Source organism: Azoarcus sp. L1K30, assembly GCF_018122735.1.
Classification (GTDB): Bacteria; Pseudomonadota; Gammaproteobacteria; order Burkholderiales; family Rhodocyclaceae; genus Parazoarcus.
On sequence record NZ_JAGRRD010000001.1, the window covers coordinates 408,953 to 433,437 of the forward strand.

Genomic DNA, 24,485 nt, shown 5'->3' on the forward strand with positions numbered 1-24,485 from the left:
GCTTCGTTGTGCCACCTTAAGTGCCAAACAGCACGCACCACTACACTAGCGCCGTCGGCGACCCCGGCTCAGTGCGGGATCGAGACGTCGGGCGAGGGCAAGGTCAGCCAGTGGCGGGTGACATCGAGCATGCGGTTGGCGAAGCCCCATTCATTGTCGAACCACACCAGCAGATTGATCATGCGCGATCCACAGGCGCGGGTCTGGCTGCCGTCGACAATGGCCGAGTGGGTATCGTGGTTGAAGTCGATCGAGGCGTGGGTTTCGTCCGACCACGCGAGCAGGCCCGAGAAAGGACCGGCGGCCGCGTCCTGCAGCAGTCGGTTGATGCTGGCCGCGGAGGCGTCGCGCGAAAGGGTCAGCACCATATCGATGGCGGATACGTTGTGGGTCGGCACGCGGATGGCCTTGGCGTGCACCCGGCCGGCGAGTGCCGGCAGCAAGCGTTCGACGCCACGCGCGAGGCCGGTGGAGACCGGAATGATCGATTGCATGGCCGACCGTGTGCGCCGCAGATCCGAATGGTGATAGCCATCGATCAGGGGCTGGTCGTTCATGGCCGAATGCAGGGTCGTCAGCAATACCTGCTCCAGCCCCAGTGAGCGGTGCAGCAAGTCGAGCACCGGTACGACTGCATTCGTGGTGCACGACGCATTCGATACCAGGCGCTCGTGACCGCCGAGCGAGCCGTGATTGATGCCGTGCACGATGGTTGCATCGACATCTGCCGCGCTGTTTCCCGGTTGCGACAGCAGCAGGCGGGGGCAGCCCGCATCGAGAAAGCGCTGCAGTTCGGCGCGTTCACCGTATTGTCCCGAACACTCCACCACCAGGTCGAGCTCGAGCCCCGTCCAATCGACGCCTTCGGGCGTGGTCGAGTGGGACACCGCAATCATCTGCTCGCCGACCAGCAAGCCATCGTCGTCGGCCGTCACCCGCCCCGGAAAGCGGCCGTGGGTGGAGTCGAAACGCGTCAGGTAGGCAATGCTCGCGAGGTCTGCCGGTTCATTGATGGCGACGACCTTGAAGTGCTCGCTGAACTCGGACTCATGCAGGGCGCGCAGAAAGCAGCGACCGATGCGGCCGTAGCCATTGATCGCGAGACGAAATGGGGTAGTGCGGGATGACGCCACGTTCGGGCCTGCCATGAAGAAGTGTGGACAAGCGCGCAATAATACAACCGAAGGCGGCAGGTGCCGCGGTTAATGCAGCTGCGGGCGAAGTGTGGTGAATGGCGGGCGGGGGGCGGCTCAGCCCGCGTGTGCCGCGGCCTGTAGATTTGCCGCGGTGAGCACCGAATGCAGCTCGACCACCGTGCCCACCACGATCAGGCTGGGCGTCTGCAGGCGGGCCGAGCGGACATCGAACGGCAGCGAGAGCAGGGTGCTGGTCACGATGCGTTGCCGGGGGGTGGTCGCCGCATGCACGACCGCAGCCGGCGTGCTGTGCCACAGACCATGCGCGATCAATTCGCGGCAGATGATGTCCAGCGCCCCCAGCCCCATGTAGATCACCACGGTCTGGTGCGGCCGGGCAAGTGCATCCCAGTCCAGGTCGACCGTGCCTTCCTTCAGGTGTCCGGTGGCAAAGACCACCGTCTGGGCGTGGTCGCGATGGGTGAGTGGAATCCCGGTGGCTGCGGCCATGCCCGCTGCAGCGGTGACGCCCGGCACCACCTCGCAATCGATGCCGGACTCGATCAGCGCCTGCATCTCCTCGCCACCGCGACCGAAGATGAAGGGGTCGCCACCCTTGAGTCGGACCACGTTGAGCCCCCTGCCGGCAAGCTCGACCAGCAGACGGTTGATCTCGGCCTGCGGCAGCGCATGATTGCCCGCCTTCTTGCCGGCATAGATGCACTGTGCATGTGGCTGGGCCAGTGCCAGGATGCCGTCGCCGACGAGCTGGTCGTAGACGATGGCATCGGCGTCCGCAATCCGCCGGGCTGCCTTCAAGGTGAGTAATTCGGGATCGCCGGGGCCGGCACCGACGAGGGCGACGCTGCCGCGACAGGCGTGCGCGGCCGGCGCCTGACGGGTGTCATCCACTGCGTCGATCCTCGCGTCGCGATGGCCGTGCACCAATGAATCCGGGGTTGAAGAACGCAGCATCGTGATCTGGGGCATGGTCTGAGCTCGCTGGCGGTGATGGCCCGGGGGCCGATGTGCGGACTGTATCCCCTTTGCCAGCAGGGAAAATTAATGCATATCAAGGATCGCCGGGCGCTGCCGGTTTGATACTGGGTGCATTGATTTTTCGCGATCTCACGCGCTACGAAGGAGAGGGAAGATGCATCACATGCGTTGGATTCGTCATGCGGCCGTACTTGCCGCGGTACCGCTTGCACTGTCGGTGGCCTGGGCCGAAGAGACCCACAAGGACGTCTCGCCGGCGGAGCTGAAGTACCAGGCGGGGGGATCTCCGCTCGAAGGCGTCGAGATGTACCAGGACATCAACCCAAAGGCGCCGCCGATGTCGAAGGCCGAGTTCGACAAGGCACGGCAGATCTATTTTCAACGTTGCGCCGGCTGTCATGGAGTGTTGCGCAAGGGCGCGACCGGCAAGCCGCTGACGCCCGACAAGACGCTGGCCTCGGGCACCGACTATCTGAAGGTGTTCATCAAGTATGGTTCGCCGGCAGGGATGCCGAACTGGGGGACGTCGGGTGAGCTGAGCGACGACGAAGTCGACCTGATGGCGCGCTACGTGCAACAGACCCCGCCGCAACCGCCGGAGTTCGGCATGGCCGAGATGAAGGCGACGTGGAAGGTCGTGGTGCCGCCCGAGAAGCGACCGACGAAGAAGATGAACAGCTACAACCTCGACAACATCTTCTCCACCACCCTGCGCGACAGCGGCGAGGTGGCGCTGATCGACGGTGACTCGAAGAAGATCATCAATATCGTCAAGACCGGCTATGCGGTACATATTTCGCGCACCTCGGCATCGGGGCGCTATCTGTATGTGATCGGGCGTGATGCCAAGATCAACCTCATCGACCTGTGGATGGAAACGCCCGATACGGTTGCCGAGATCCGCACCGGCCTTGAAGCACGCTCGGTTGAGACCTCCAAGTACAAGGGATTCGAGGACAAGTACGCCATCGCCGGCTCCTACTGGCCGCCGCAGTTCGTGATCATGGAGGGCGACACGCTCGAGCCGCTCAAGATTGTCGGTACCCGCGGCATGACGGTCGATACTCAAGAGTACCATCCTGAGCCTCGCGTCGCCTCGATCGTGGCGTCGCACTTCAAACCCGAGTTCGTGGTCAACGTCAAGGAAACCGGCAAGATCCTGATGGTGGATTATTCCAACATCCATGCGCTCAAGACCACCGAGATCGAAGCGGCACGTTTCCTCCACGATGGCGGGTGGGACAGCACCAAGCGCTATTTCATGGTCGCGGCCAACCAGTCGAACAAGGTCGCGGCGGTCGACGCCAAGGATGGCAAGCTGGCCGGGCTGATCGATGTCGGCAAGATTCCCCACCCCGGCCGTGGCGCCAACTTCGTTCATCCGAAGTACGGCCCGGTATGGGCGACGGGGCACCTCGGCGACGACAGCATCGCGCTCATCGGCACCGATCCGCAGAAGCACAAGCAGTATGCGTGGAAAATGGTCGAGTCGCTCAAGGGCCAGGGTGGTGGATCGCTGTTCCTGAAGACGCATCCGAAGTCCCACAATCTGTGGGTGGACACCGCGCTCAATCCCGATCCGGCGATCAGCCAGTCGATTGCGGTGTATGACATTGCCAGTCTCGACAAGGGCTTCGAGATGCTGCCGATTGCAAAGTGGGCCGAACTGGGCGAGGGCGCCAAGCGCGTCCTGCAGCCGGAGTACAACGTCAAGGGTGACGAAGTGTGGTTCTCGGTGTGGTCGGCAAAGAACCAGGAGTCAGCGATCGTCGTGGTCGATGACAAGACGCGCAAGCTCAAGGCGGTGATCAAGGATCCGCGCCTGATCACGCCGACCGGCAAGTTCAACCTCTACAACACCCAGCACGACGTGTATTGATCTCTGTGGGGGAGACGGTGCTCGCGCACCGTTTTGTTGGCCAGGACCGTCGTCCGCGACTGTCCTGGCTTTTTTGCGTGTCGGGTGGCGAGGTCGTACCACGGGCTTTGCGGGATTGATGGGGGTCAAGGCGAGGCGGGGCGGGGGCCTTCATGCTCGTGGCACACACCATCGCTTGCCAACAATGATGAAAATCCCTGCACTGCTGCTTCACGTTGTCGTCCTCGTGAGCCTCACCTTGGTGGCTGCACTGGTGTCGGCGGCGCCACCGCCGCCGGCCGCGCGCGAGCGCGCACTCGTACATATGGTCCGGCAGGATTGCGGTGCTTGTCACGGACTCACCCTGGGCGGTGGACTGGGGCCCGCACTCACGCCCGAGGCACTGGCCGGAAAACCGGTCGACGCGTTGGTGGCGACGGTGATGGACGGGCGTCCGGGCACGCCGATGCCGCCTTTTCGCGGCATCGTCAGCGAAGCGGAAGCGTATTGGATCATCGATCGGTTGATGCAGGGCTTTCCGGCCGATCAAGGGCTGGCGCAGCGCGTCGGTCAGCACTGACAACCATTTGGAGACGCATCCATGTCGAATGCTAACGTCCGTCTCTCCCCTCCGCTGCTATGGGCGGGCATTCTGGCGCTCATGGTGTGGCTGCTGTCAGCCTGTACCACGGCGACACCCGGGCCGGCGCTGCGTGGCACTGGCGATCTTGGCGTGCTGGTCGAGCGCGCGGACGGCCGCGTCAAGATCGTCGATACCAGCGCGCGTCGCGTGCTGGCGGAGGTCGACGGCCTGGGCGACCTCTCGCATGCTTCGGTGGTGTTCTCGCGCGACGCACGCTATGCCTACGTGTTCGGTCGTGATGGCGGGCTGACCAAGGTCGACCTGCTCACCGAGCGCATCGAGCGCCGCATCATGCAGTCGGGCAATGCAATTGGCGGCGCCATTTCGCAGGATGGCCGCATCGTCGTGGCGCAGAACTATTCGCCTGGCGGCATCAAGGCCTTCGACGCCGACACCCTCGAACTGCTGGCCGATGTGCCGGCCACCTATGGCGATGACGGTCTGCGCTCGAAGGTGGTGGGGCTGGCAGATCTGCCTGGCAACCGCTTTGCCTACGCCTTGTTCGATGCCGGCGAGATCCGCGTGACCGATCTCTCCGATCCCGCACACCCTCGCACCGAACGTTATGGTGCCGGGCGTCAGCCCTACGACGGCCTGGTGACGCCAGACGGCCGCTATTACATTGCCGGCCTGTTCGGTGAAGACGGTCTGGCGCTGCTCGATCTGTGGCGACCGGAGCAGGGCGTGCGCAGGATTCTGGCCGGCTACGGCAAGGGGGATGCGCCGCTGCCGGTGTACAAGATGCCTCATCTGCGCGGTTGGGCCATCGCCGGCGGGCGCGCCTACCTGCCGGCGATCGGGCGCCACGAAGTGCTGGTGGTCGATACCGGCAGCTGGCAGGAGGTCGGGCGGATCGCGGTGAAAAGCCAGCCGGTCTTTGTCATGGCGCGGCCCGACGGCCGCGAAGTGTGGGTGAATTTCGCTTTTCCCGACAACGGCTGGGTGCAGGTGATCGATACGCTGGCCCAGCGCCTGACCGACACGCTGCAACCGGGGCGCGCCATTCTTCACATGGAGTTTGCGCCTCGTGGCGAGGTCGTGTGGCTATCGTCCCGCGATGACAACCAGGTCTTCATCTACGATACCGCCAGCCATCGTCAGCTTGGGCATTTTGCCGCCGCCAGTCCGAGCGGCATCTTCTTTACCAGCCGCGCTGCGCGCACCGGGTTCTGATCCATGTCCGGCATGCAAAGGCTCCTGCTCGATACGCAAAGCGTCGAATTCGGACTGCTCAACGACTGGCAGCGGGATTTTCCGCTGCTGTCGCGCCCGTTTGACCATATCGCAAGCTGCGTCGGTTGGTCCGAGCAACGCGTCATCGACCTGTATCTGGACTGGGTGACGGCTGGCGCGGTGAGCCGGGTTGGCGCGGTCTTCGCGCCGGGCAGGCTGGGCGCAGGCGCGCTGGTGGCGCTGCGCGTGGCACCGGAAAGACTGGAGGAGGTCGCGGCACGCGTCAGCGCGGAAACGGCGGTCAATCACAACTACGAGCGCGAGCACGCCTTCAACCTGTGGTTCGTGGCGTCCGCCAGCGATGGGTTGGCGCTGCAAGCGCTGGTGCGCCGCATCGAACGCGATACCGGATGCTCCGCCCTGATCCTGCCGATGGAGGAGGAGTTCCACATCGATCTCGGCTTCGATCTCTCCGGCAAGGCGGCGACGCGGCGGGTGCAAGACGGATGTCGGGCTCACGACGAACAGGACAGGGCCTGCGCGATGCCGCAACTCGAACGCCAGCTCTTCGCCGCATTGCAGGCCGGTCTGCCCATCGTGTCGCAGCCATGGGCACATCTGGGGCGCAGAGTGGGTCTGAACGAAGGCATGGTGATCGAAACCGTCGCAAGGGCGCTGGAGGACGGGCTGATCCGCCGCTTCGGCGTCGTCGTGCGACATCGTGAACTGGGTATCGGCAGCAATGCAATGTGCGTGTGGGATATTCCGGATGCGCTCGCCGGGTCGCTTGGGCGCCAGCTTGCCGCGCAACCCGGTGTCACGTTGTGCTACCGGCGCAGACGCTGTCTGCCGCACTGGCGCTACAACCTGTTCTGCATGATTCACGGCAGCGCCCGCGAGGCGGTGCAGGCGCAGCGCGACGAGATGGCGCGCGCCATCGGCCTGGACCGCTGGCCCCATGCGGTGCTGTTCAGCGGCAGGCGTTTCAAGCAGCGCGGAGCACGGTATCTGGCGACCAAACCGGAGCGCGATCATGGCGAATGACAGCAGGCACGCGCGGCGTGGCCTTGCCGCCAGCCGCGACCCCGATCCCGTCGATCGTCGGCTGATCAACGCGCTGCAGGGGGATTTCCCCCTGAGCGAGCGCCCCTTCGCCACGGTGGGCGAGGCCTTGGGCCTGAGTGAGGATGAAGTCATCCGCCGCCTGCACAGCCTGCTCGAGGATCGCGTTCTCACCCGTTTCGGCCCCATGTTCCAGATCGAACGCATGGGGGGCGCCTTCTGCCTCGCGGCGATGGCCGTGCCGGAGACGGATTGGGATCGCGTGCTCGACATCGTCAATGCCTTTCCGGAAGTGGCGCACAACTACCGGCGTACGCATGTCTTCAACATGTGGTTCGTGCTCGCGACCGCAAGCCCACCGGGCATTGCCGACGTGGCGGGCCGCATCGAAGCGCTTGCCGGGGTAAAGGTGCGCCTGTTCCCGAAAGAGCGCGAGTACTTCGTCGAGATGAAGCTGGAGGCTTGATGCATCAACCATCCGCAAACGACTCCGTGCAGCGGCATGACGATTTCGAACGCCGCCTGATGCGCGCCACCCAGGCCGGGCTGCCGCTGGTGCCGCGGCCGTACGCCGAACTTGCCCGTCAGCTCGGATGCGGTGAAGAGGATGTCCGTCAGGGTCTGGCTGCCATGCTCGCGCGCGGCGCCATCCGTCGCATCGGCGCCGTGCCCAATCACTACGCGATCGGCTATACGGCCAACGGCATGAGTGTCTGGGACATCGATGACACGTTCGTCGACGACGTGGGCGAACTGGTCGGCGCGCTGCCCTACGTCACCCACTGCTATCGCCGCCCACGACAGTTGCCCGACTGGCGCTACAACCTGTTTGCGATGGTGCATGCGGGCAGTCGCGAAGGCGCACTGGCACACGTGGCAGCGGTCGCCGCCCTGATCGGGACCCGTTTTCCGGATGCCTGCCGCGCGCACGACGTGCTGTTCTCGACGGCGATTCTGAAGAAGACCGGTGTGCGTCTCGGACACTTCTCGTAAGACTATCCATTCAAGTCTTGACCATTCCGAAAAGCCTTGAACGGGCTGAAAACCAGAGTGGATGCTGGTTGTGAATACAGAGAACGCCTACTCTGATTCAATTTTCCATCCGCGTGCTCTTAGTTCATCCAGAATAAATTCGACAATTGAAGCTCTCTCGTAGTCATCAATGACAGCTGTTTTGTCCTCGGATTCCCATTTCTCAATGCTTCTGGAATCAATGATGAAATCCGGGGAACCATGGCCCGAAACAAACGACTCTCCAAGTGCTTTGGTCTTGAGGCCGTTTTTCTCAACGCTAATCGAATATGGTGTCGTTCTGGTGATTTTCATATCTTGCTCAAGGGAATGTTGTCCGTGAAATTCCGCTTGCGGGATCCATTGTAGTGAGCTTCTGAATATGACGAAGTAGTGGACCGTGAATTTGGAAGCGTATCTTTCTGGTCCGCTCCAAGAGGTGAGGCCGTCTCCATGTCTTTCAATGTCTCGCGAATGATCTAGACTGACTGAGCGGCGCAGCTGATTGCAGATCTACCATCGTCGTTGATCAGTCCGAATGACAGCAAGGAGAGCGCAGATGGCTACGGAATCCGATCAGTATGTGATGTCCCTGCAGATACCCGATATCGAGCCCGATGCGAGAGTGTTCGGCACCAGGCTGAGAAGGGGGATGGTTCTCGGTGCCCCGCTGCCGGGCGCCGGCGACAAACCCTCTGCGGCGCTGATCAAGGGGCAGGTCACGGCCTTCTTGGGCAATCTGTCGGGGCAGGACAGGCAGGACGTCGAATATACGACGCTTGCCGCACAGCTCAATTCCGATGTCGTGGTCCCCGACAACCAGTCCTTCGAAAACATGCAGGCGTGGTTCTCAAATTATTCCAAAGTAATGTCGAATCTTGGCTGGGTCATGTCCTTCAGCTGGGAGAAATACAAGGCCGATTCTCAGGGACTGTCGGTGGATGCGGTCATCATCCAGGTGCTGGAGGCGGTCGCATCGCAAAATGGTGCTGCGATCGCGAAGGCGGCGATCGACGCCATCGGCAAGCTGCCACGGGACGGGAACCGCATCAGGCTGTTCAACAATTCCACCATGAGCGACCAGGCCGGCAAGTTCCTGATCGGCGTGGCGAGCAAGGAGAAGGAGTCCATTTCGCTGGCCTTTGGCGCGTTTGCGCTCGACTACCGGACGCGCGACACGACGGTGTTGTGGTTCAACTGGAAGAGTTCGGACGTGGCGATCTACAAGGATCAGAAAGTGGCGACCTTCAATCAGGATTACTATGCCGGGGGCGCGCGCGCCAAGCTCGAACAGAAGATGCGGGATCATGTTGCGGCCTATGTCGAAGACCTCGATCTCGGTTTCTAGGCGCGGCGGAGCCCAGGCGCATTTGCAATGCCAGGGGGCGGTTGGAGCCGAGGCGGGACAAGAACAATGACTGGAGTGGCCACGCGTGCGAATCGAGGACCGGGAGCGGATGGAGTTCATTGCAAGCCTGCCCCTGTCCGCGTCCGCGCTGGCGTATGCTGATCGCGGCGTTTGCCGGGAGTCCGGTCCAGCCGCACAGGGCCGGCACAATCGGGTTGTTCAGCAGCAAGCGGCCTTCATGGTCGGGGCCGGTCTGATCTCCTTCGTGGCGGATGTCGACAGCACGGCGCGCACGGATGTTCTCAATGCCATTCTCTTTGCCCAGCTGGGGGCGGACGAACGCTTCGATCGCGAACAGGATTTCGCTAACTGGCACCGGTTCTTTCTGATCGTGATGCGCAACGTCGGCTGGACGGTACAGGCGCTGGACGGACAGCCGCTTGCCGCGCCGCACTATACGGTCGCGGAACTCGGGCTGTCGCTGTTGACGCCGTATGCGCGCGGCGTTGAACTCGAGCTCGCCGGATCGGCCCTTGCGGCAGGGCGCCGCGCGATGCCCGTTGTATTCGACGACTGCAGCCATTCCCGTGAGGCCGGTTGTTTCCATCTCGGCACCTGTACGCAGCGGGCGCAACAGGTCGATACCACGTTGGTCAGCATTCACTTTCAGACCCAGGCGCCGCTTGGCCGTCTGATGGAACATGTGTTCGATCGGCGCGAGACGCAGCTCTGCGCAAGCATCCACCGCTGCACGCTGGATCTCGAGGCGCATGCGGCGGTCGCTCAACAGCTCGCCGACCGACTGGCGCAATGCGTAGCCGCGTTCATCCATGCCCTTGAACTCTAGCGTGTTTCTGCGACTGGCGGCCGTGGCCGCTGCCAGCGCATTGGTAATGCTGTCCGCGCGCGTGGACTGGGGCGAAGCGTGGCCGTCAATCGGCCCCGAAGGGGGGACGGTGCGCGCGCTTGCGTTCGATCGGCTCGACGCCGGCATACTCTACGCCGGCACGCTAAAGGGCGGTGTTTTCCGCTCGCTCGATGGCGCGCGGACATGGCAGCGCGCAAATGCCGGGTTGGCGGGCACGACCGTCGTGGATATCGCCGTGGGCCCGCTCACGCCGTCGCGCGTGTTCGCAGCCACCGACGCGGCGGGTGTCTTTCGCAGTGCCGACCGCGGACTGACGTGGCGTGCGTGCAATGCGGGTGTGGATGTGCCGGCGCTGCGCGCCATCGCCATCGATCCGGCGCACCCGGCCGTGTTGCTGGCGGCGAGTTTTGGCGGCGGCATCTACCGGTCCGACGATGCGTGTGCAAGCTGGCGCGCATTCTCCGCCGGTTTGGCCGAATCCTTCGTGCTTGCCCTTGCCGCCGACACCCGCTCTCCCGGTACTTTCTATGCCGGCACACAGGGCGGGCTCTTTCGGCTCGGCGCGAACGCCGCGCGTTGGGTCGCACTCGGCGATCCGGCGTGGTATGTGCAGGACGTGGTGCTTGCCCCGGATCGCGAGGCGATCCATCTTGCCGTTCCTGGCGAGGGCGTATTGACCTCGCTCGATGCGGGGCGGACGTGGCTGCGTACGAACGAGGGGCTGACGGATCTGATGGTGGCCGGTCTCGACATTGCACCGGGCGGCGAGGTGTATGCGCAGACGCAGTCGGGCAAGCTGTTCAGTTCATCCGACGGTGCGCGAAGCTGGCATGTCGTCGAGTCGTGGCCTTCGCAGGCGCCCGTCGAGACGCTCGTTATTGATCCCGGCGCGGCCGACCATCTCTATGCGGGAACGGACTTTGCCGGCGTGCGGATGTCGCGAGATGGCGGGAAGCGCTGGCAGGCGGTCAATCGCGGATTGCACAACCTGCAGATCGAAACACTGGCGGCCGGGGCCGCCGCGGACGGCGGGGACGCGCCCGCGCTCTATGCAGGTAGCCGGTACTCGGGGCTTTTCAGGTCTATCGATGGCGGGCTGACATGGCAGTCCGGCCGCGGCCTGCCCGATCCGCGGGTAAGCGCGATCCTGGCCGACCCGCTGCGCCCATCCCGCGTCTATGCCGCGGTCGGGCGCGGGCAGCTCTTCGTGTCCGACGATCGGGGTGCGGTCTGGTCCGCGTTAGGGCCGGCGAAGGGGCTTGGGTCGCCCCTTCATGCGCTGGCGGGCCATCCGCTCGTAGCGGGCGTCATGCTCGCCGGCGGGGCGTCAGGGCGCCTGTTCGGCACACAGGATGGGGGTCAGCACTGGCGCAGTGTGGCCGATTTTCCCGGTACCATGATTCAGCACATCGTGTTCGATCCCGTTCGTCCCGACTCCGTTTACCTCGGCACCAACCGAGGCATCTATGTGCGCGAGACTGGCAGCGCACCCTGGCGGCCGGCCAATGCCGGTCTGCTGCACGACGATGTGCAAGCCTTGGCGATCGATCCGGTACACCCCAACGTCATCTTCGCGGCGACTTACGGCGGCGGCGTGCATCGTTCGGAGGATGCGGGAGCGCATTGGCAAGCGCGTAACGCGGGTCTCACCGATCTTCATGTCCGCACCATCGCACTGGACCCCGCCGCGCCGGACACGCTCTACGCCGGCAGCCGGTCGGGGCGGATATTCCGCTCCGATGACGGCGGCAGCCACTGGCGCATCATCAATGACCACACGGATCTGCCGCCGATTACTACGCTCGTGCTCGATCCGGCGCAGCCGCGGCGGATTTTCGCCGCGACTGCGGGAAACAGTGTCGTCGCCGAAACGCAGCCGAGCGGCTGGACCTGGGTCGGCGCGATATTCGCGGCGCTGGTGGCCGCACGCATGCTCCTGGCGCGGCCGGTCGCAAAGCAGCGCTGAAGCGGGTCGAGACGCAAGGGCCGGGAAGCGCCCCAGCTGCCTGACGGCGAAAATCTTGCACGCCTGCAATTCCGGCAGCGGTGGCGAGCGCAATGGCGAGTACTATCGCAGCCTTACCCTTTGGAAAAGTCCGCCCCGAATGCAAAGAGAAGTAGAAGAACAGGCCAGATACGCCGTGGCTGCAGCCGTGCAACTGCCGGGCGTGAGCGATGCGGAGTTCGAGGCCTCGCTGACCGAGTTGCGCGAACTGGCCAAGACCCTGGGGCTAACCGTCGTTCACACCTTCGTGCAGAAGCGCAACGGGTTCGACACCACGGCTTACCTGGGCGTCGGCAAGCGCCAGGAGATGCATGAGTTCATCCGCAGCGGCGTCGCCTTTGCGGGATCGCGCCCGTCCCCGTTCGATGCGGCCGACCATGTGCGCGAGATCGATCTCCTGCTCGTAGACCACGAGATCTCGCCGTCGCAGGCGCGCAACCTGGAAAAGGAGGTGGGCTGCGAGGTGATGGATCGCACCATGGTCATCCTCGAGATCTTCCACCGCAATGCACGTTCGCGCGCGGCCAGGGCGCAGGTGGAAATCGCCCGTCTCGGCTATATGGCGCCGCGACTGCGCGAAGCGGCGAAGCTGGCCGGTCCGCAGGGGCGGCAGCGCAGCGGCGTCGGCGGACGCGGCGCAGGGGAGTCGCACACCGAGCTCGACCGCCGCAAGATTCGCGATCGCATTGCCGAACTGCAGCTCGAAATCGTCGCCATGGACGCCGAGCGCAAGATCCAGCGCGCACGCAGGCAAGAGCGGCAGAGCCCGGCCAGCGTGGCGCTGGTCGGTTACACCAATGCCGGCAAGTCCACCCTGATGCGGGCGCTGACCGGCAGCGAGGTGCTGGTGGCCAACAAGCTATTCGCCACTCTCGATACCACGGTGCGCACCTTGTACCCGGACAGTGTGCCGCGGGTACTCGTCAGCGATACGGTGGGCTTTATCAAGAACCTGCCACATGGGCTGGTGGCGTCGTTCAAGTCCACGCTCGACGAAGCGCTCGACGCCGGACTGCTGCTCCACGTCATCGATGCGAGTGACCCCGGTTTCGAGCGCCAGCTCGACGTCACCGACCGGGTGCTCGAAGAGATTGGCGCGGACACGGTGCCGCGCATGCGCGTGTTCAACAAGATCGATCATGTCGGTGATGCCGCCGCGCAGACAGCGTGCGAGGCCGTGCTGCACGCACGTTATCCGGACTGCGTCGTGGTGAGCGCGCGCCGCCCTGAAGACGTTGCGCGGCTGCGCGCGAGGATCGTTTCGTTCTTCCAGCAAAATCTTGTTGCCGCGGAGCTGTTCCTGCCCTGGTCCGCGCAGCAGTTGCGCAAGCAGATCTACGCCAGCTGCGAGGTGATAGCGGAGCGTGCGGACGAGGACGGAGCCACTTTCCAGGTGCGCGGCGAGCGCGGCTTGGTGGACCGCCTGCGCGAGCAGTTTGCGCAGCACTAGGGGGTCCGCGCCGGGTGTTTGAGTGAATGTGCGGTCTCGAGCACGTAGTGGCCGAACTGCATGGGGTCCCGGGCCAGGCCGAGTTCGCCATTGCGATACGCCATCGCCAGGGTTTGCACTGCCTCGGGACTCTCGTCTTCCGCTGCGCTTTGATAAAGCGCCAACGCGCGGGCTTCATCCTTCCCAACACCTTCGCCGTAGCGGTAGGCGTTGGCCAGCATGAATCGCGCAGCGGGGATCGTGTCCGCGGCTTGTTCGAACCACCTCGCTGCCTGCGCCGGTGCCGCGCGCACGCCGTAACCATTCCTGTACATCAAGCCAAGGTAGTACGCTGCTCCACCGTGGCCTTTTTGCGCGGCGATCGCGAACTGACGTGCGGCAGCTTCGTAGTCGCGCGTGAGCGGTGGCTCGCCGCGAAAATGCAGCTTTCCAAGCATGAACGTGGCTTCAGCGTCACCGGAATCCGCTGCGCGCTGTAGCCATGCGATCCCCTTCGGAACGCTGGCCGCATCGCGCTGACGCGCGAGGATCTCGCCCACCGCGCGCTGGGCGTCGATACGGCCATCCTCTGCCATTGCAGACAGTGTCTGCAATGCGTTCGCGTTCCGCGCCGCGCCCGCTTGCAGTAGCAACTCGGCCATTGCGGCAGATCCTTCAGCCGGTGGTGCCGGACGTGCCCTCGAGCCGGCCCATGCGAGCGCCAGCAAGAGCGCGGCGGCAACCGCCACCCAAGGCAGTGAGCGTTTGAGGGGCATCACAGGCTCAGGTCGATGGCGTAGACGGAGAGGCCCTTGCCACTACCATCGTCGTCCTGAACCAGGCTCACGTTGTTCAGGCCGGCCGCAGCCGCCAGTGCGAGTTTGCCCTGTGAAGACTTGAACGTTACCGTGCCCGCCGTACTGACCTTCGAGAAGGTCCAGCTGCGACTCGAACCATTGCTTGCCCGAGTGATGCCCTGGTGGTCCTTGATGTACTGGATCAACACGTCACGGTTTGCATCGGGCGCGGCGAGAATCGTCTTGCTGCCATCCAGTCCGGGGAAGTTCCCGCCGCCGCTGGCCCGGTAGTTGTTGGTGGCGACGATGAAGGACTGGCTGCCGTCCATTGCGACACCCTTGTACATCAGGTTCCCGATGCGGCTTCCCACCGGCTGGGTGACATCGATCTCATAGCTGACATCGCCGTCGGTGAACATGTCGAAGTTGTAGCCGGGAAAGGTGCTGACCAACTCCTGTGTGACGGTGGAAGCCGGGTCGATCTGGTTGAAGCGCTTTGCGGCGGTTTCGAGCCAGGCCTTGATCTCGTCGCCGGTGACCAGAACCGCATAGATCGTGTTGGGGTAAAGATAGAGGTCCGCCGCGTTGTTGATCGCGACGCTGCCGGCTGCGACATCGGTGTAATCGGAACCCCCGCCGAATCCGCTCTTGAACGGGGCACTCACCGACAAGACCGGTGTATTCGCATATTGGGGCAGGTTGGCCTGAACGTATCGAGACACGTAGTCTGCCTGTGCCTGGTTTACCAGCTGGATTGCTCCCGGTTCGCCAACGTCGGCGAAATAGGTCGTCATTTCGAAATCCGTGGAGCCAATCGGCGTTTTCACATAGTCGATCGTGGCTTGATGCTCGGTTGCGATGGCGGCCGAAATGCTTGCATCGGCGGCGACGTAGCTCTTGTCCGCATTCTGGATGGAGCGCGCCTCGACCACGGTCTTGCTCTTGTCGACTTCCCACGACTTGCCGTTGTGGGTCAGTTCGAACTTGATCACGCCCAGGTGTTTGCCCCAATAATTGGCCATCACCGTGGGAACGCCAAATACGGTGCCATTCACCTTGTCCACGCCGTCGAGGTTGAACTGGGCGACGGTGCTGCTTGCATTGGGGAAGACCTGGTGCGAGTGGCCGATCATCATGGCATCCACGCCGGCGACTTGAGCCAGATGGTAGCTGCCATTCTCCATCGTCGGGCTATATGGAGATGCGTCGAGTCCGCCATGGGAAGCGATGACTACGAGATCAGCCCCTTTTGAGCGCATCTCGGGAATGTACTGCTCCGCTGCTTCCTTCACCCCTACGGTGTAGACGACGCCGTCGAGCCAGCGCTTGTCCCAGCTCATGATGGCCGGCGGGGCAAAACCGATCACCCCGACCTTGATCGGTACGGAAACCGTCTTGCCGTTGGGGTCGGTGGCCGTGAGTGTCTTGGTGACGATTGTGTAAGGCTGGAACAGGGGTGCTCCGGTCTTCACGCTACGCACATTGGCCAGTACGAGTGGGAAATCCGGCCCGGCGCACGCCTTCTGCTTGGCAGGATCGTCAAGGCCGTCGATATTGAAACGGCTGCCCGTGACCTGGTTGAGGAACGGGAGGCCATAGTTGAATTCATGGTTGCCGATCGCACCCGCATCGTAGCCAATCTTGTTCATGACCTTGTACATGGCCAGCGTCTCGTTACAGCCGATCGGATCGATCAGTGCCTGATAGTCGGCCAACGCAGTGCCCTGGATGGTGTCGCCGTCGTCGATCATCATCGTGTTGGGAAATTCGGCTCGCGCGGTGGAGATCAGCGTGGCTACGCGCTCGAAACCGAATGATCTGTCGTCGGCGAGCTTGAAGTAATCGTAGCTGAGCACGTTGGTGTGGAGGTCAGTGGTCTCGAGCAACGCAAAGGTTGCAGTGGTGCCGGCGGCGATGTTTTTGCCATCATGGCTGTCGCCTACACAACCGCCCAGCAGCAGGGCGGAACCCGCGCAAATCAGAACAACAAGTGTCCGTCGACGTTGCTTCATCAGGCTTCTCCATCATCGAATGCGAAAGTGAATGGGAGAATGATCGTCCGGAGTTCTTTCCGGACAGTGAATTGCGCATGTCAATTAAATTGCAGTGATCGACGTCTCCGCTCCGGAAGGCTGCTCGTGGCGAGCGTCTGGCGCCGGTTTGTCGTCTGGCTGCCGATGCCAAACATGTATTGATCGGCCGGCGTTGCCTTTCCTGATTGGGCGGCGGCGGTGTCCGGAATTGACGGCAACTCCGGCCGGCAGGGATACTCCAGGCGTGTTGTTGACTTCAATCTCCTTCCCGGAAGCAAAGCGATGACGACGCCGGCCCCTTCGACGCAAGCCCCCTCGACGATGGCGCCGCTGCGCGAACCGGTGTTTCGCATGCTGTGGCTGGCCTGGCTGGCAGCCAACGTCACGATGTGGATGAACGACGTCGCCTCGGCGTGGCTGATGACCACGCTCACCGACAGCGTCGTCATGGTGGCGATGGTGCAGGCGGCATCGACGCTGCCCGTCTTCGTGCTTGGCCTGCCCAGCGGCGCGCTGGCCGACATCGTGGACCGGCGGCGGTATTTTGCCGTGACCCAGCTGTGGGTGGCGATCACGGCGCTGGTGCTCAGTGCGCTGGTGTTCGCCGGCGGGCTCAACGCCCCGTTGCTGCTGGCACTCACGTTCGCCAATGGCATCGGCATGGCGATGCGCTGGCCGGTATTCGCTGCGATCGTGCCCGAAGTCGTCAGGCGTGAGCATCTGTCCGCCGCGCTGGCACTGAATGGTATTGCCATGAACATGTCGCGCATCGTCGGCCCGGTGGTGGCCGGCGCGCTGCTCGCCAGTGTCGGCAGCCAGTATGTCTTCCTGCTGAACGCGCTGCTGTCGATCACCGCGTTCGGGATCATCCTGCGCTGGCGCTCGCAGCCCCGCGTCAGCGCACTGCCGGGCGAACGCTTTTTCGGCGCGATGCGGGTGGGACTGCAGCACGTGCTGCAATCGCCACGGATGCGGGTGGTGCTGTTGCGCATCTTCGGTTTTTTTCTGCAGTCGAGTGCGCTGCTGGCCTTGCTGCCACTGATCGCCCGCCGCCTGGCAGGCGGGGCGACGACCTTCACCGCGCTGTTGGCCGCCATGGGCGCGGGCGCCGTCGTCACCGCCTTGTTCCTGCCACGCCTGCGTCGTGGCGTGTCACGCGATACCTTTGTCGCCTGGGGGACGGGCGTGCACGCCGTTGCGGCATTGATGGCAGTGCTGGCTCCCAATATCTGGCTTGCGATGCCTGCCTGCGCGCTGGCCGGCATGGCCTGGATCGCCACCGCCAATTCGCTCACGCTGGCCGCGCAGCTCGCGCTTCCCAACTGGGTGCGGGCGCGGGGGATGTCGATCTACCAGATGGCGCTGATGGGCGGCAGCGCGCTTGGGGCGGCTTTGTGGGGTTATGTCGCGAGCGTGAGCTCGGTCACGTTGAGCGTCGCCGCGGCTGCCACCTTGGGGCCGCTGCTGCTGGCGCTGACACGGCGGTTGAGTGTGGATGGCGGCCTCGATGTCGACCACACGCCAGTGCCGCCAATGGCGCGCGCACCGGAGCCGGTCATCGACATCGGTCCCGACGAAGGGCCGGTCATGGTGACGGTGGAGTACCTGATCGACCCCGCCAATGCGGCGGCATTCAACGAGGTGATGCAGAAGACGCGCCGCGCGCGCCTGCGCCAGGGCGCACTGTCATGGGGTCTGTTCCGTGACACGACGCTGCCGGGCCGTTACATCGAGTACTTTCTGGACGAGAACTGGATCGAACATCAGCGGCGACTGGAGCGCTTCAGCGCTGCTGACGCCGGCCTGCGCGAGAGGCGCCTGGCCTTTCATGTCGGTGCCGATGAGCCCCGGGTGCAGCGCTATGTGGGCGAGCCGATGGGTGGGCAGCGGACGGTCTCGCCGGGACGGACCTGAGGCCACTCCTCCGAGTGTCGATCCGTCGCGTGTCGACGCGACGCTTCGGCCCCTATTTCACCAACGAACTCGTGCTCAGGAGGAACAGCACCAGCGCGACCAGCACGAGGCACAGCCCCTGCCAGAAGAGCAGCGGATTGCGTTCGATCAACGGCGGCGGGCTCTTGCCGAGGAGGGTGTTGTTGGGGTGCCTGAGGTCGTACAGGAACTCGGACAACTCCGCATGGCGCTGGTTTGGGTCGGGGTGAACGGCCTTGGCCAGTACCGGGTCCAGCCATGCCGGAATGTCGCGATGGTCGTCGAGCACGGATGCGTACTTCAGTTTGCGCTGCGCTGCCCGCGTCCGCGTCTTCGCCACTTCTGCGCCATAGGGGAGGCGGCCGCTGAGCATCTGGTAGGTGATGACGCCCAGTGAGAACAGGTCGGCGCGCGGCGACCCGGCTTCGCCCAGAAAGTACTCGGGTGCGGTGTATTGGGCCGTACCGAGTATGGGCGGCTGGATGTCGGCGGGCTCGGCCTCGGCGAGACCGGCTACGCGGACCGCGCCGAAATCGATGATCTTCACCGTGCCGGCGCCGTCGATCATGATGTTGTTGGGGCGCAGATCCTGATGCAGCATTTCCAGGCGGTGGAAGGCGAGCAGACCTCTGGCGATCTGTTCCACGATGCCGCGAACGGTTTCGATGTCGGGCGTGGGATGGTCGATCATCCATTGCGCCAGGGTCTGGCCTTCGATGTATTCGGTGACGACGTAGAGCGCGCTGCGACGCTGCGTCTGCGCGCTGGGCCTGAGCACGTGCGCGCTGTTGATGCGCCGCGCGATCCACTCTTCGAGCATGAAGCGCTCGAGATAGGCAGGGTCGCCGCGCAGATCGACCGAGGGCATCTTGATCGCAACGAGCGTGTGGCTGTCCTCGTCTTCGGCCAGATAGATGTGGCTGCGGCTGCTGCCGTGGATCTCGCGGATGATGCGGTGGCCGTCGAACAGCGTCCTCGGTTCGAGAAGCGGCGCAGGAGGCAGTTCCGCCCAATGTCGGGCGAGGGCGCCTGCATCGTGCTCGGGCACGGTATCTATTCTGACGATCTGGATGGTCAGATTATCCGTGCTGCCGTTGGCATAGGCGATGTCGGCAATCTGCTTCGCGGCGGCGGCAAGGTCGTCGGCCGAGGCGGCAATGGTGTCGACGATCACCGGCGCGGGGGCGAATTCATATACGCCATCGGTGGCAAGAACGAAGACGTCGCCTTCTTCGATCGGGACGCTCAGGTAGTCGACCTCCAGCTGGCCGCCCAGCCCAAGGGCGCGGGCGAGGTAGTGCCTGCCTTCGGCGACGACCAGGCGGTGGTCTTCGGTAAGCTGCTCCAGGCAGGCGCCACGCAAGCGGTAGATGCGGCTGTCGCCAACATGAAAGAGGTGCGCGGTACCGGATTTGACGATCAGTGCACTGAAGGTGCACACATAGCCGCGATCCTGATCGTAGCGGTACTGACTGTGACGGGACTGGGCGTATAGCCACGAGTTGGTGGCATCGAGCACGCGCCGGGCGGAGGTCTTGACCGTCCACGCCTCGGACGTGCAGTAATAGTCGTCGAGAAAGCCCTTGACCGCCGCCGCGCTGGCGAGGTGGCTGACCTCGCTGCTGCTGATGCCGTCGGCGATGGCAATGGCGATGCCCTTGATCCCGAGTCGGGGTTCGTCCGGCAGGCACAGGCCGTGAAAATCCTGGTTGACGGGTTTGCGCCCCTTGTCGGAGTACTGGCCGCTGCTCAGGGTGAGGGAGCTGGACATGGTTTGGGCGAGTGCCCCGCCCATGGCGGAGCGCTCGCGTGCCGTCGTCGGATCAGGCGGCGCTGCGCTTGGGCGCGGTACGCACGTGGGTGGAGTAGAGGGTCAGGCCCACGAAGGCGAGACCGCCGACCAGATTGCCGATGACCGTCGGGATCTCGTTCCACACCATGTAGTCGTAGATCGAGAAGTTGCCGCCGAGCATCAGGCCGGACGGGAACAGGAACATGTTGACGATGGAGTGCTCGAAGCCCATGTAGAAGAACAGCATGATCGGCATCCACATGCCGATCACCTTGCCGGAGACACTGGTGGACATCATCGCGGCAACGACGCCGGTGGACACCATCCAGTTGCACAGTACGCCGCGGATGAAGAGCGTCAACATGCCCGCCGCACCGTGCGCGGCATAGCCGACGGTACGACCTTCACCGATATGACCGATCTTCTGGCCGACGATGTTGGGTGCTTCGGTGAAGCCGAAGGTGAAGATGATTGCCATCATCACCGCCACCGTCAGCGCGCCGGCGAAATTGCCGACGAACACCAGCCCCCAGTTGCGCAGTACGCCGTTGAGGGTGACGCCCGGGCGCTTGTCGATGAGCGCCAGCGGACACAGCGTGAATACGCCGGTCAGCAGGTCGAAGCCCAGCAGATACAGCAGGCAGAACCCGACCGGAAACAGGATGGCGCCCGCGAGCGGCTGCCCTGTCTGTACCGTGATGGTGACGGCAAAGGCCGCCGCGAGGGCGAGGATGGCGCCGGCCATGTAGGCGCGGATGACCGTGTCGCGAGTCGACATGAAGATCTTCGACTCTCCCGCATCCACCATCTTGGTGACGAACTCTGTAGGCACGATATAGGACATGGTGTTTCCCCTGGTGAGTGATGAATCGTGTAGACGAAAAAGGCGCCCATCTCCACGCCCCCCGGAAGCGAAGGGATGGAAATGGACGCCGTTGTCCATTTGAAGCGCTGTTTCAGGCATTCGGACGGCAATCAAGCATATGAAGTACGTGCCGGCGCTTTATTCCTCCCCCTTCAAGGGGGAGGTCAGGAGGGGGATGGGTTCATGCGACAACAGTCAAACCCATCCCGACTCCGGTCCCTCCCGTAAGGGGAGGGGGCGCCGTACCGCAATCCAGTCTTTATTAGCCGCGTGATTACCACGCTGATAGAAGCCTGGTTGAATCTGAACGAGGCCGCCTTTGGCCTCCGTTGCCCTACACGAAGCACGCATCGTGCCATGCGTGAAAATCCCCATAATCCTGCGTTTTTCACGCGGTCTTGCGGTGCGGGCCGGCAATCGGCTCCCCGACTTGGGGCGCGCAGGCGCCGAATCGCCTGATCTTGGTGCAACGCAATAGACTTCACCTGGCATTGCTCCCCGCTTGACCCGCATCATTTTTTCTCGCGTCGTGATGGGCTGTAATCCGGGCAACCAGGAGGTTTGTCCGTCATGTTCCGCATATCCCAGTTCATCCGCGAGCTCGACCATCCCACCCCCGTCGTGCCGCGCCGGAATCCGCCCGGTCCGGTGGTGATCTGGAATCTGATCCGGCGCTGCAACCTGACCTGCAAGCACTGCTACTCGATTTCGGCCGACACCGACTTTGCCGGCGAACTGAGCACCGACGAAGTGCTGCATACGCTGGAGGCACTGCGGGCGGCGCGGGTGCCGGTACTCATCCTGTCCGGCGGCGAACCACTGTTGCGGCCGGACATCTTCGATATCGCGCGGCGGGCAAAGGCAATGGGCTTCTATGTCGGCCTGTCGACCAACGGCACCCTGATCGATACGCACAACATCGACGCGATCGTCGACACCGGTTTCGACTACGTCGGCGTCAGTCTGGATGGCATTGCCGATACGCACGACCGTTTCCGGCGCAAGGCGGGGGCCTTCGATGCCTCGATGGCGGGCATCCGCTTGTGTGTCGCACGCGGCACCAAGGTCGGCGTGCGCTACACCATGACCGAGGACAACGCGCACGACTTGCGTCCGCTGCTGCGGCTGGTGGAAGAAGAGGGCATCGACAAGTTCTATTTCTCGCACCTGAACTATGCCGGGCGGGGCAACAAGCATCGGGGAGACGATGCACACCACCGCACCACACGCGAGGCCATGGAGGTGCTGTTCGAGACCTGCCTCGAGCTGCATCGGCGGGGGATTGACAAGGAGTTCGTCACCGGCAACAACGACGCGGATGGCGTGTTCCTGCTGCATTGGGTGCGGCGCCGGTTTCCGCAGCATGGCGCGCACATCGAGGGCAAGCTGCGCCAGTGGGGCGGAAATGCAAGCGGGGTGAATGTGGCCAACATCGACAATCTCGGCGTGGTGCATCCGGATACGATGTGGTGGCACATCCCGCTTGGGAATGTGCGCGAGCGTGCCTTTGGCGAGATCTGGAATGACCTGTCAAATCCGCTGCTGGCCGGGCTCAAGCGCCATCCGCGGGCACTCCAGGGTCGCTGTGGCGCCTGTCGCTATCTCGACATCTGTAACGGCAATTCGCGGGTGCGTGCGCAACAGATCACCGGCAACCCGTGGGCGGAAGACCCCGCGTGCTATCTGAGCGACGCGGAGATCGGTGTGGATGCGGCCGACTACGGTTCCAGGCGCGTACTGAACACGCCCTGGACGCGAATCGAAAAGGTGGATTCATGATGTCGCTGCGGACATCGATCGCAGCCCTGCTGATGGCACTGGCGCTGCCGGCGTGGGCGGAAGAGGCCGCACCGGCCACTGCGCGCAACTATCAGCAGCATTGCGCAGCCTGTCATGCGCCGGATCGTCTGGGCAGCATGGGGCCCGCGCTGTTACCGGAGAATCTTGCCCGACTGCGCAAGGGTGAGGCGGTCAAGGTCATCACCGGCGGGCGCGCGGCCACCCAGATGCCGGCGTTTGGCGAGGTGATGAGCAAGGACGAGATTGCCGCGCTTGCCGAGTGGATCTATACGCCGGTCACGCCCGCGCCCAAATGGACAGCGTCCGACATCCGCGCTTCGCGCATTCAACACACCGATCCCGCGGCGCTGTCTCCAAAGCCGGTGTTCAGCGCCGATCCGCTCAACCTCTTCCTGGTTGTCGAGGCCGGCGACCACCATGTGTCGGTGCTCGACGGCGACAAGCTCGAACCCATCCATCGCTTCCAGTCGCGCTTCGCCCTGCATGGCGGGCCGAAGTTCACGTCAGACGGACGCTATGTGTTCTTCGCCTCGCGCGACGGCTGGATTACCAAGTTCGATCTGTGGAACCTGAAGGTGATCGCCGAGGTGCGCGCCGGGATCAATACCCGCAACGTGGCGGTATCGTCTGACGGGCGTTTCGTGATCGCCGCCAATTACCTGCCGCAGGATCTGGTGCTGTTCGACGCCGATCTCAATCTGGTGAAGATCATCGAGGCGGCGACGCTGGATGGCAGCCGGACGTCGCGGGTGTCCGCGGTGTATGACGCTGCGCCGCGCAAGAGCTTCGTTGCCGCGATGAAGGACATCCCCGAACTCTGGGAAATCAGCTATGACGAAAACGCGGCACCGGTTTTCGACGGTTATGTACATGACTACCGCATGCAGGAAGGCATAGCCAAACCCGGATTTCTCAATCCGCGGCGCACGCCGCTCGACGATGTGCTCGACGACTTCTACTTCGACCAGGACTACCGCGAGGTCATGGGGGCGTCGCGCAAGGGCGAGGGGCAGGTGGTGAACCTCGATGCACGACGCAAGATTGCCAGCCTGCCGCTGGAGGGCATGCCGCACCTAGGCTCGGGCATCACCTGGACATGGCGCGACGCCGACGGCGTGGAGCGCACGGTGATGGCGAGCACCAATCTGAAGTCCGGCGAAGTTACCGTGATCGACATGAAGAGCTGGGCGGTGATCCGCCGCATTCCGACGCGCGGGCCGGGCTTCTTCCTGCGCAGCCACACCCGCAGCCGCTACGCCTTCGTTGATTCGATGATGAGCCGCGACGCCAGTCACATCCTGCAGGTGATCGACAAGCAGACTTTGCAAGTGGTGAAGGAATTTGCCGCCGAACCTGGGCAGACGCTGGCGCATGTCGAGTTCACCCGCGATGGCCGCTACGCGCTGGCCAGCCTGTGGGAGGAGGACGGGGCCATCGTCGTGCTCGACGCCGACACGCTGAAGGAAGTCAAGCGTCTGCCGATGAAGAAGCCCGTCGGCAAGTACAACGTGTGGAACAAGATCAGCCGGGACGAGGGGACCAGCCATTAGTTGCAGTGCTGCACGCTTGGCGGAACCAGTGCTGAGCGGCGATCGTAATCGATGACGGGTTCCTCTACCTTCAAGGGCTTGTAACCCATCCCCAGCCACCACACCACCCGAACCTCATTAGCAGGTGCCTTCCCTTTGTATGTTCAAGGAAAGGGCAAGAACAGAGCTCCTCCCCCTTCAAGGG

The 24,485-nt window shown here is 63.6% G+C and carries 20 protein-coding genes; 13 read left to right on the top strand and 7 right to left on the bottom strand.

Going from position 1 to position 24,485, the window contains the following annotated elements; genetic code table 11:
* Positions 1 to 68 precede the first annotated feature (68 nt).
* Positions 69 to 1,148 carry a glyceraldehyde 3-phosphate dehydrogenase NAD-binding domain-containing protein gene (locus J5J83_RS01880; protein ID WP_212344598.1) on the bottom strand — a complete coding sequence of 360 codons (1,080 nt, stop codon included), beginning with the start codon at positions 1,146 to 1,148 and terminating at the stop codon, positions 69 to 71.
* A gap of 102 nt (positions 1,149 to 1,250) precedes the next feature.
* A complete protein-coding gene (gene cobA, locus J5J83_RS01885) occupies positions 1,251 to 2,126 on the bottom strand; it encodes a uroporphyrinogen-III C-methyltransferase (protein ID WP_212344606.1) in 876 nt (291 codons plus the stop codon).
* Positions 2,127 to 2,289: 163 nt separating this feature from the next.
* Here cobA and J5J83_RS01890 point away from each other — a divergent pair, with 163 nt between their 5' ends.
* From J5J83_RS01890 to J5J83_RS01915, 6 genes are all read left to right on the top strand, one after another.
* Positions 2,290 to 4,014 carry a nitrite reductase gene (locus J5J83_RS01890; RefSeq protein WP_212344607.1) on the top strand — a complete coding sequence of 575 codons (1,725 nt, stop codon included), beginning with the start codon at positions 2,290 to 2,292 and terminating at the stop codon, positions 4,012 to 4,014.
* Between the two features lie 187 nt (positions 4,015 to 4,201).
* Complete coding sequence (locus tag J5J83_RS01895) at positions 4,202 to 4,573, top strand: cytochrome c (protein ID WP_212344608.1); 372 nt, start codon at positions 4,202 to 4,204, stop codon at positions 4,571 to 4,573.
* Positions 4,574 to 4,594: 21 nt separating this feature from the next.
* The gene (locus J5J83_RS01900) at positions 4,595 to 5,809 is read left to right on the top strand and encodes a cytochrome D1 domain-containing protein (RefSeq protein WP_212344609.1); all 1,215 of its coding nucleotides are present in this window, start codon (positions 4,595 to 4,597) and stop codon (positions 5,807 to 5,809) included.
* 3 nt (positions 5,810 to 5,812) lie between these two features.
* Positions 5,813 to 6,853: an Lrp/AsnC family transcriptional regulator gene (locus J5J83_RS01905; RefSeq protein WP_212344610.1), complete on the top strand. Its 1,041-nt coding sequence runs from the start codon at positions 5,813 to 5,815 to the stop codon at positions 6,851 to 6,853.
* Entirely contained in the window at positions 6,843 to 7,337 is a 495-nt protein-coding gene (locus J5J83_RS01910) for an AsnC family transcriptional regulator (RefSeq protein WP_212344612.1), read from the top strand. The genes J5J83_RS01905 and J5J83_RS01910 overlap by 11 nt, the downstream gene beginning before the upstream one ends.
* Positions 7,337 to 7,864: an Lrp/AsnC family transcriptional regulator gene (locus tag J5J83_RS01915; RefSeq protein ID WP_212344615.1), complete on the top strand. Its 528-nt coding sequence runs from the start codon at positions 7,337 to 7,339 to the stop codon at positions 7,862 to 7,864. Before J5J83_RS01910 ends, J5J83_RS01915 begins: the two co-directional genes overlap by 1 nt.
* A gap of 87 nt (positions 7,865 to 7,951) precedes the next feature.
* Here J5J83_RS01915 and J5J83_RS01920 read toward each other — a convergent pair whose 3' ends face one another.
* Positions 7,952 to 8,197: an Imm74 family immunity protein gene (locus J5J83_RS01920; RefSeq protein ID WP_212344616.1), complete on the bottom strand. Its 246-nt coding sequence runs from the start codon at positions 8,195 to 8,197 to the stop codon at positions 7,952 to 7,954.
* 244 nt (positions 8,198 to 8,441) lie between these two features.
* On the opposite strand from J5J83_RS01920, the gene J5J83_RS01925 reads away from it, so the two are divergent.
* From J5J83_RS01925 to hflX, 4 genes are all read left to right on the top strand, one after another.
* Entirely contained in the window at positions 8,442 to 9,230 is a 789-nt protein-coding gene (locus J5J83_RS01925; RefSeq protein WP_212344617.1) for a hypothetical protein, read from the top strand.
* Between the two features lie 109 nt (positions 9,231 to 9,339).
* Positions 9,340 to 10,077, top strand: a complete 738-nt coding sequence (locus tag J5J83_RS01930) for a hypothetical protein (protein WP_212344618.1) — start codon at positions 9,340 to 9,342, stop codon at positions 10,075 to 10,077.
* Positions 10,061 to 12,064 carry a hypothetical protein gene (locus J5J83_RS01935; RefSeq protein ID WP_212344619.1) on the top strand — a complete coding sequence of 668 codons (2,004 nt, stop codon included), beginning with the start codon at positions 10,061 to 10,063 and terminating at the stop codon, positions 12,062 to 12,064. The genes J5J83_RS01930 and J5J83_RS01935 overlap by 17 nt, the downstream gene beginning before the upstream one ends.
* A gap of 139 nt (positions 12,065 to 12,203) precedes the next feature.
* Complete coding sequence (gene hflX, locus J5J83_RS01940; RefSeq protein ID WP_212344633.1) at positions 12,204 to 13,553, top strand: GTPase HflX; 1,350 nt, start codon at positions 12,204 to 12,206, stop codon at positions 13,551 to 13,553.
* Here hflX and J5J83_RS01945 read toward each other — a convergent pair.
* The gene (locus J5J83_RS01945; protein WP_212344635.1) at positions 13,550 to 14,308 is read right to left on the bottom strand and encodes a tetratricopeptide repeat protein; all 759 of its coding nucleotides are present in this window, start codon (positions 14,306 to 14,308) and stop codon (positions 13,550 to 13,552) included. The two genes, hflX and J5J83_RS01945, sit on opposite strands and share 4 nt — an antisense overlap.
* The gene (locus tag J5J83_RS01950; RefSeq protein WP_212344643.1) at positions 14,308 to 16,341 is read right to left on the bottom strand and encodes a bifunctional 2',3'-cyclic-nucleotide 2'-phosphodiesterase/3'-nucleotidase; all 2,034 of its coding nucleotides are present in this window, start codon (positions 16,339 to 16,341) and stop codon (positions 14,308 to 14,310) included. The genes J5J83_RS01945 and J5J83_RS01950 overlap by 1 nt, the downstream gene beginning before the upstream one ends.
* 303 nt (positions 16,342 to 16,644) lie before the next feature.
* Between J5J83_RS01950 and J5J83_RS01955 the strand changes: the two genes are divergently transcribed.
* Entirely contained in the window at positions 16,645 to 18,276 is a 1,632-nt protein-coding gene (locus J5J83_RS01955) for an MFS transporter (RefSeq protein ID WP_212344645.1), read from the top strand.
* A 52-nt stretch (positions 18,277 to 18,328) separates the two neighbouring features.
* Here the strand turns inward: J5J83_RS01955 and J5J83_RS01960 are convergent, their stop codons facing one another.
* Both J5J83_RS01960 and J5J83_RS01965 read right to left on the bottom strand, forming a co-directional pair.
* The gene (locus J5J83_RS01960; protein ID WP_212344647.1) at positions 18,329 to 20,065 is read right to left on the bottom strand and encodes a bifunctional protein-serine/threonine kinase/phosphatase; all 1,737 of its coding nucleotides are present in this window, start codon (positions 20,063 to 20,065) and stop codon (positions 18,329 to 18,331) included.
* 52 nt (positions 20,066 to 20,117) lie between these two features.
* Positions 20,118 to 20,930, bottom strand: coding sequence for a formate/nitrite transporter family protein (locus J5J83_RS01965; protein ID WP_212344649.1), 813 nt, complete (start codon positions 20,928 to 20,930; stop codon positions 20,118 to 20,120).
* Between the two features lie 591 nt (positions 20,931 to 21,521).
* Between J5J83_RS01965 and nirJ the strand changes: the two genes are divergently transcribed.
* On the top strand, positions 21,522 to 22,730 hold the full coding sequence (gene nirJ / locus J5J83_RS01970) for a heme d1 biosynthesis radical SAM protein NirJ (protein WP_212344652.1): 1,209 nt from the start codon (positions 21,522 to 21,524) through the stop codon (positions 22,728 to 22,730).
* The gene (locus tag J5J83_RS01975) at positions 22,730 to 24,301 is read left to right on the top strand and encodes a cytochrome D1 domain-containing protein (RefSeq protein ID WP_212352725.1); all 1,572 of its coding nucleotides are present in this window, start codon (positions 22,730 to 22,732) and stop codon (positions 24,299 to 24,301) included. Before nirJ ends, J5J83_RS01975 begins: the two co-directional genes overlap by 1 nt.
* Positions 24,302 to 24,485 lie beyond the last annotated feature (184 nt).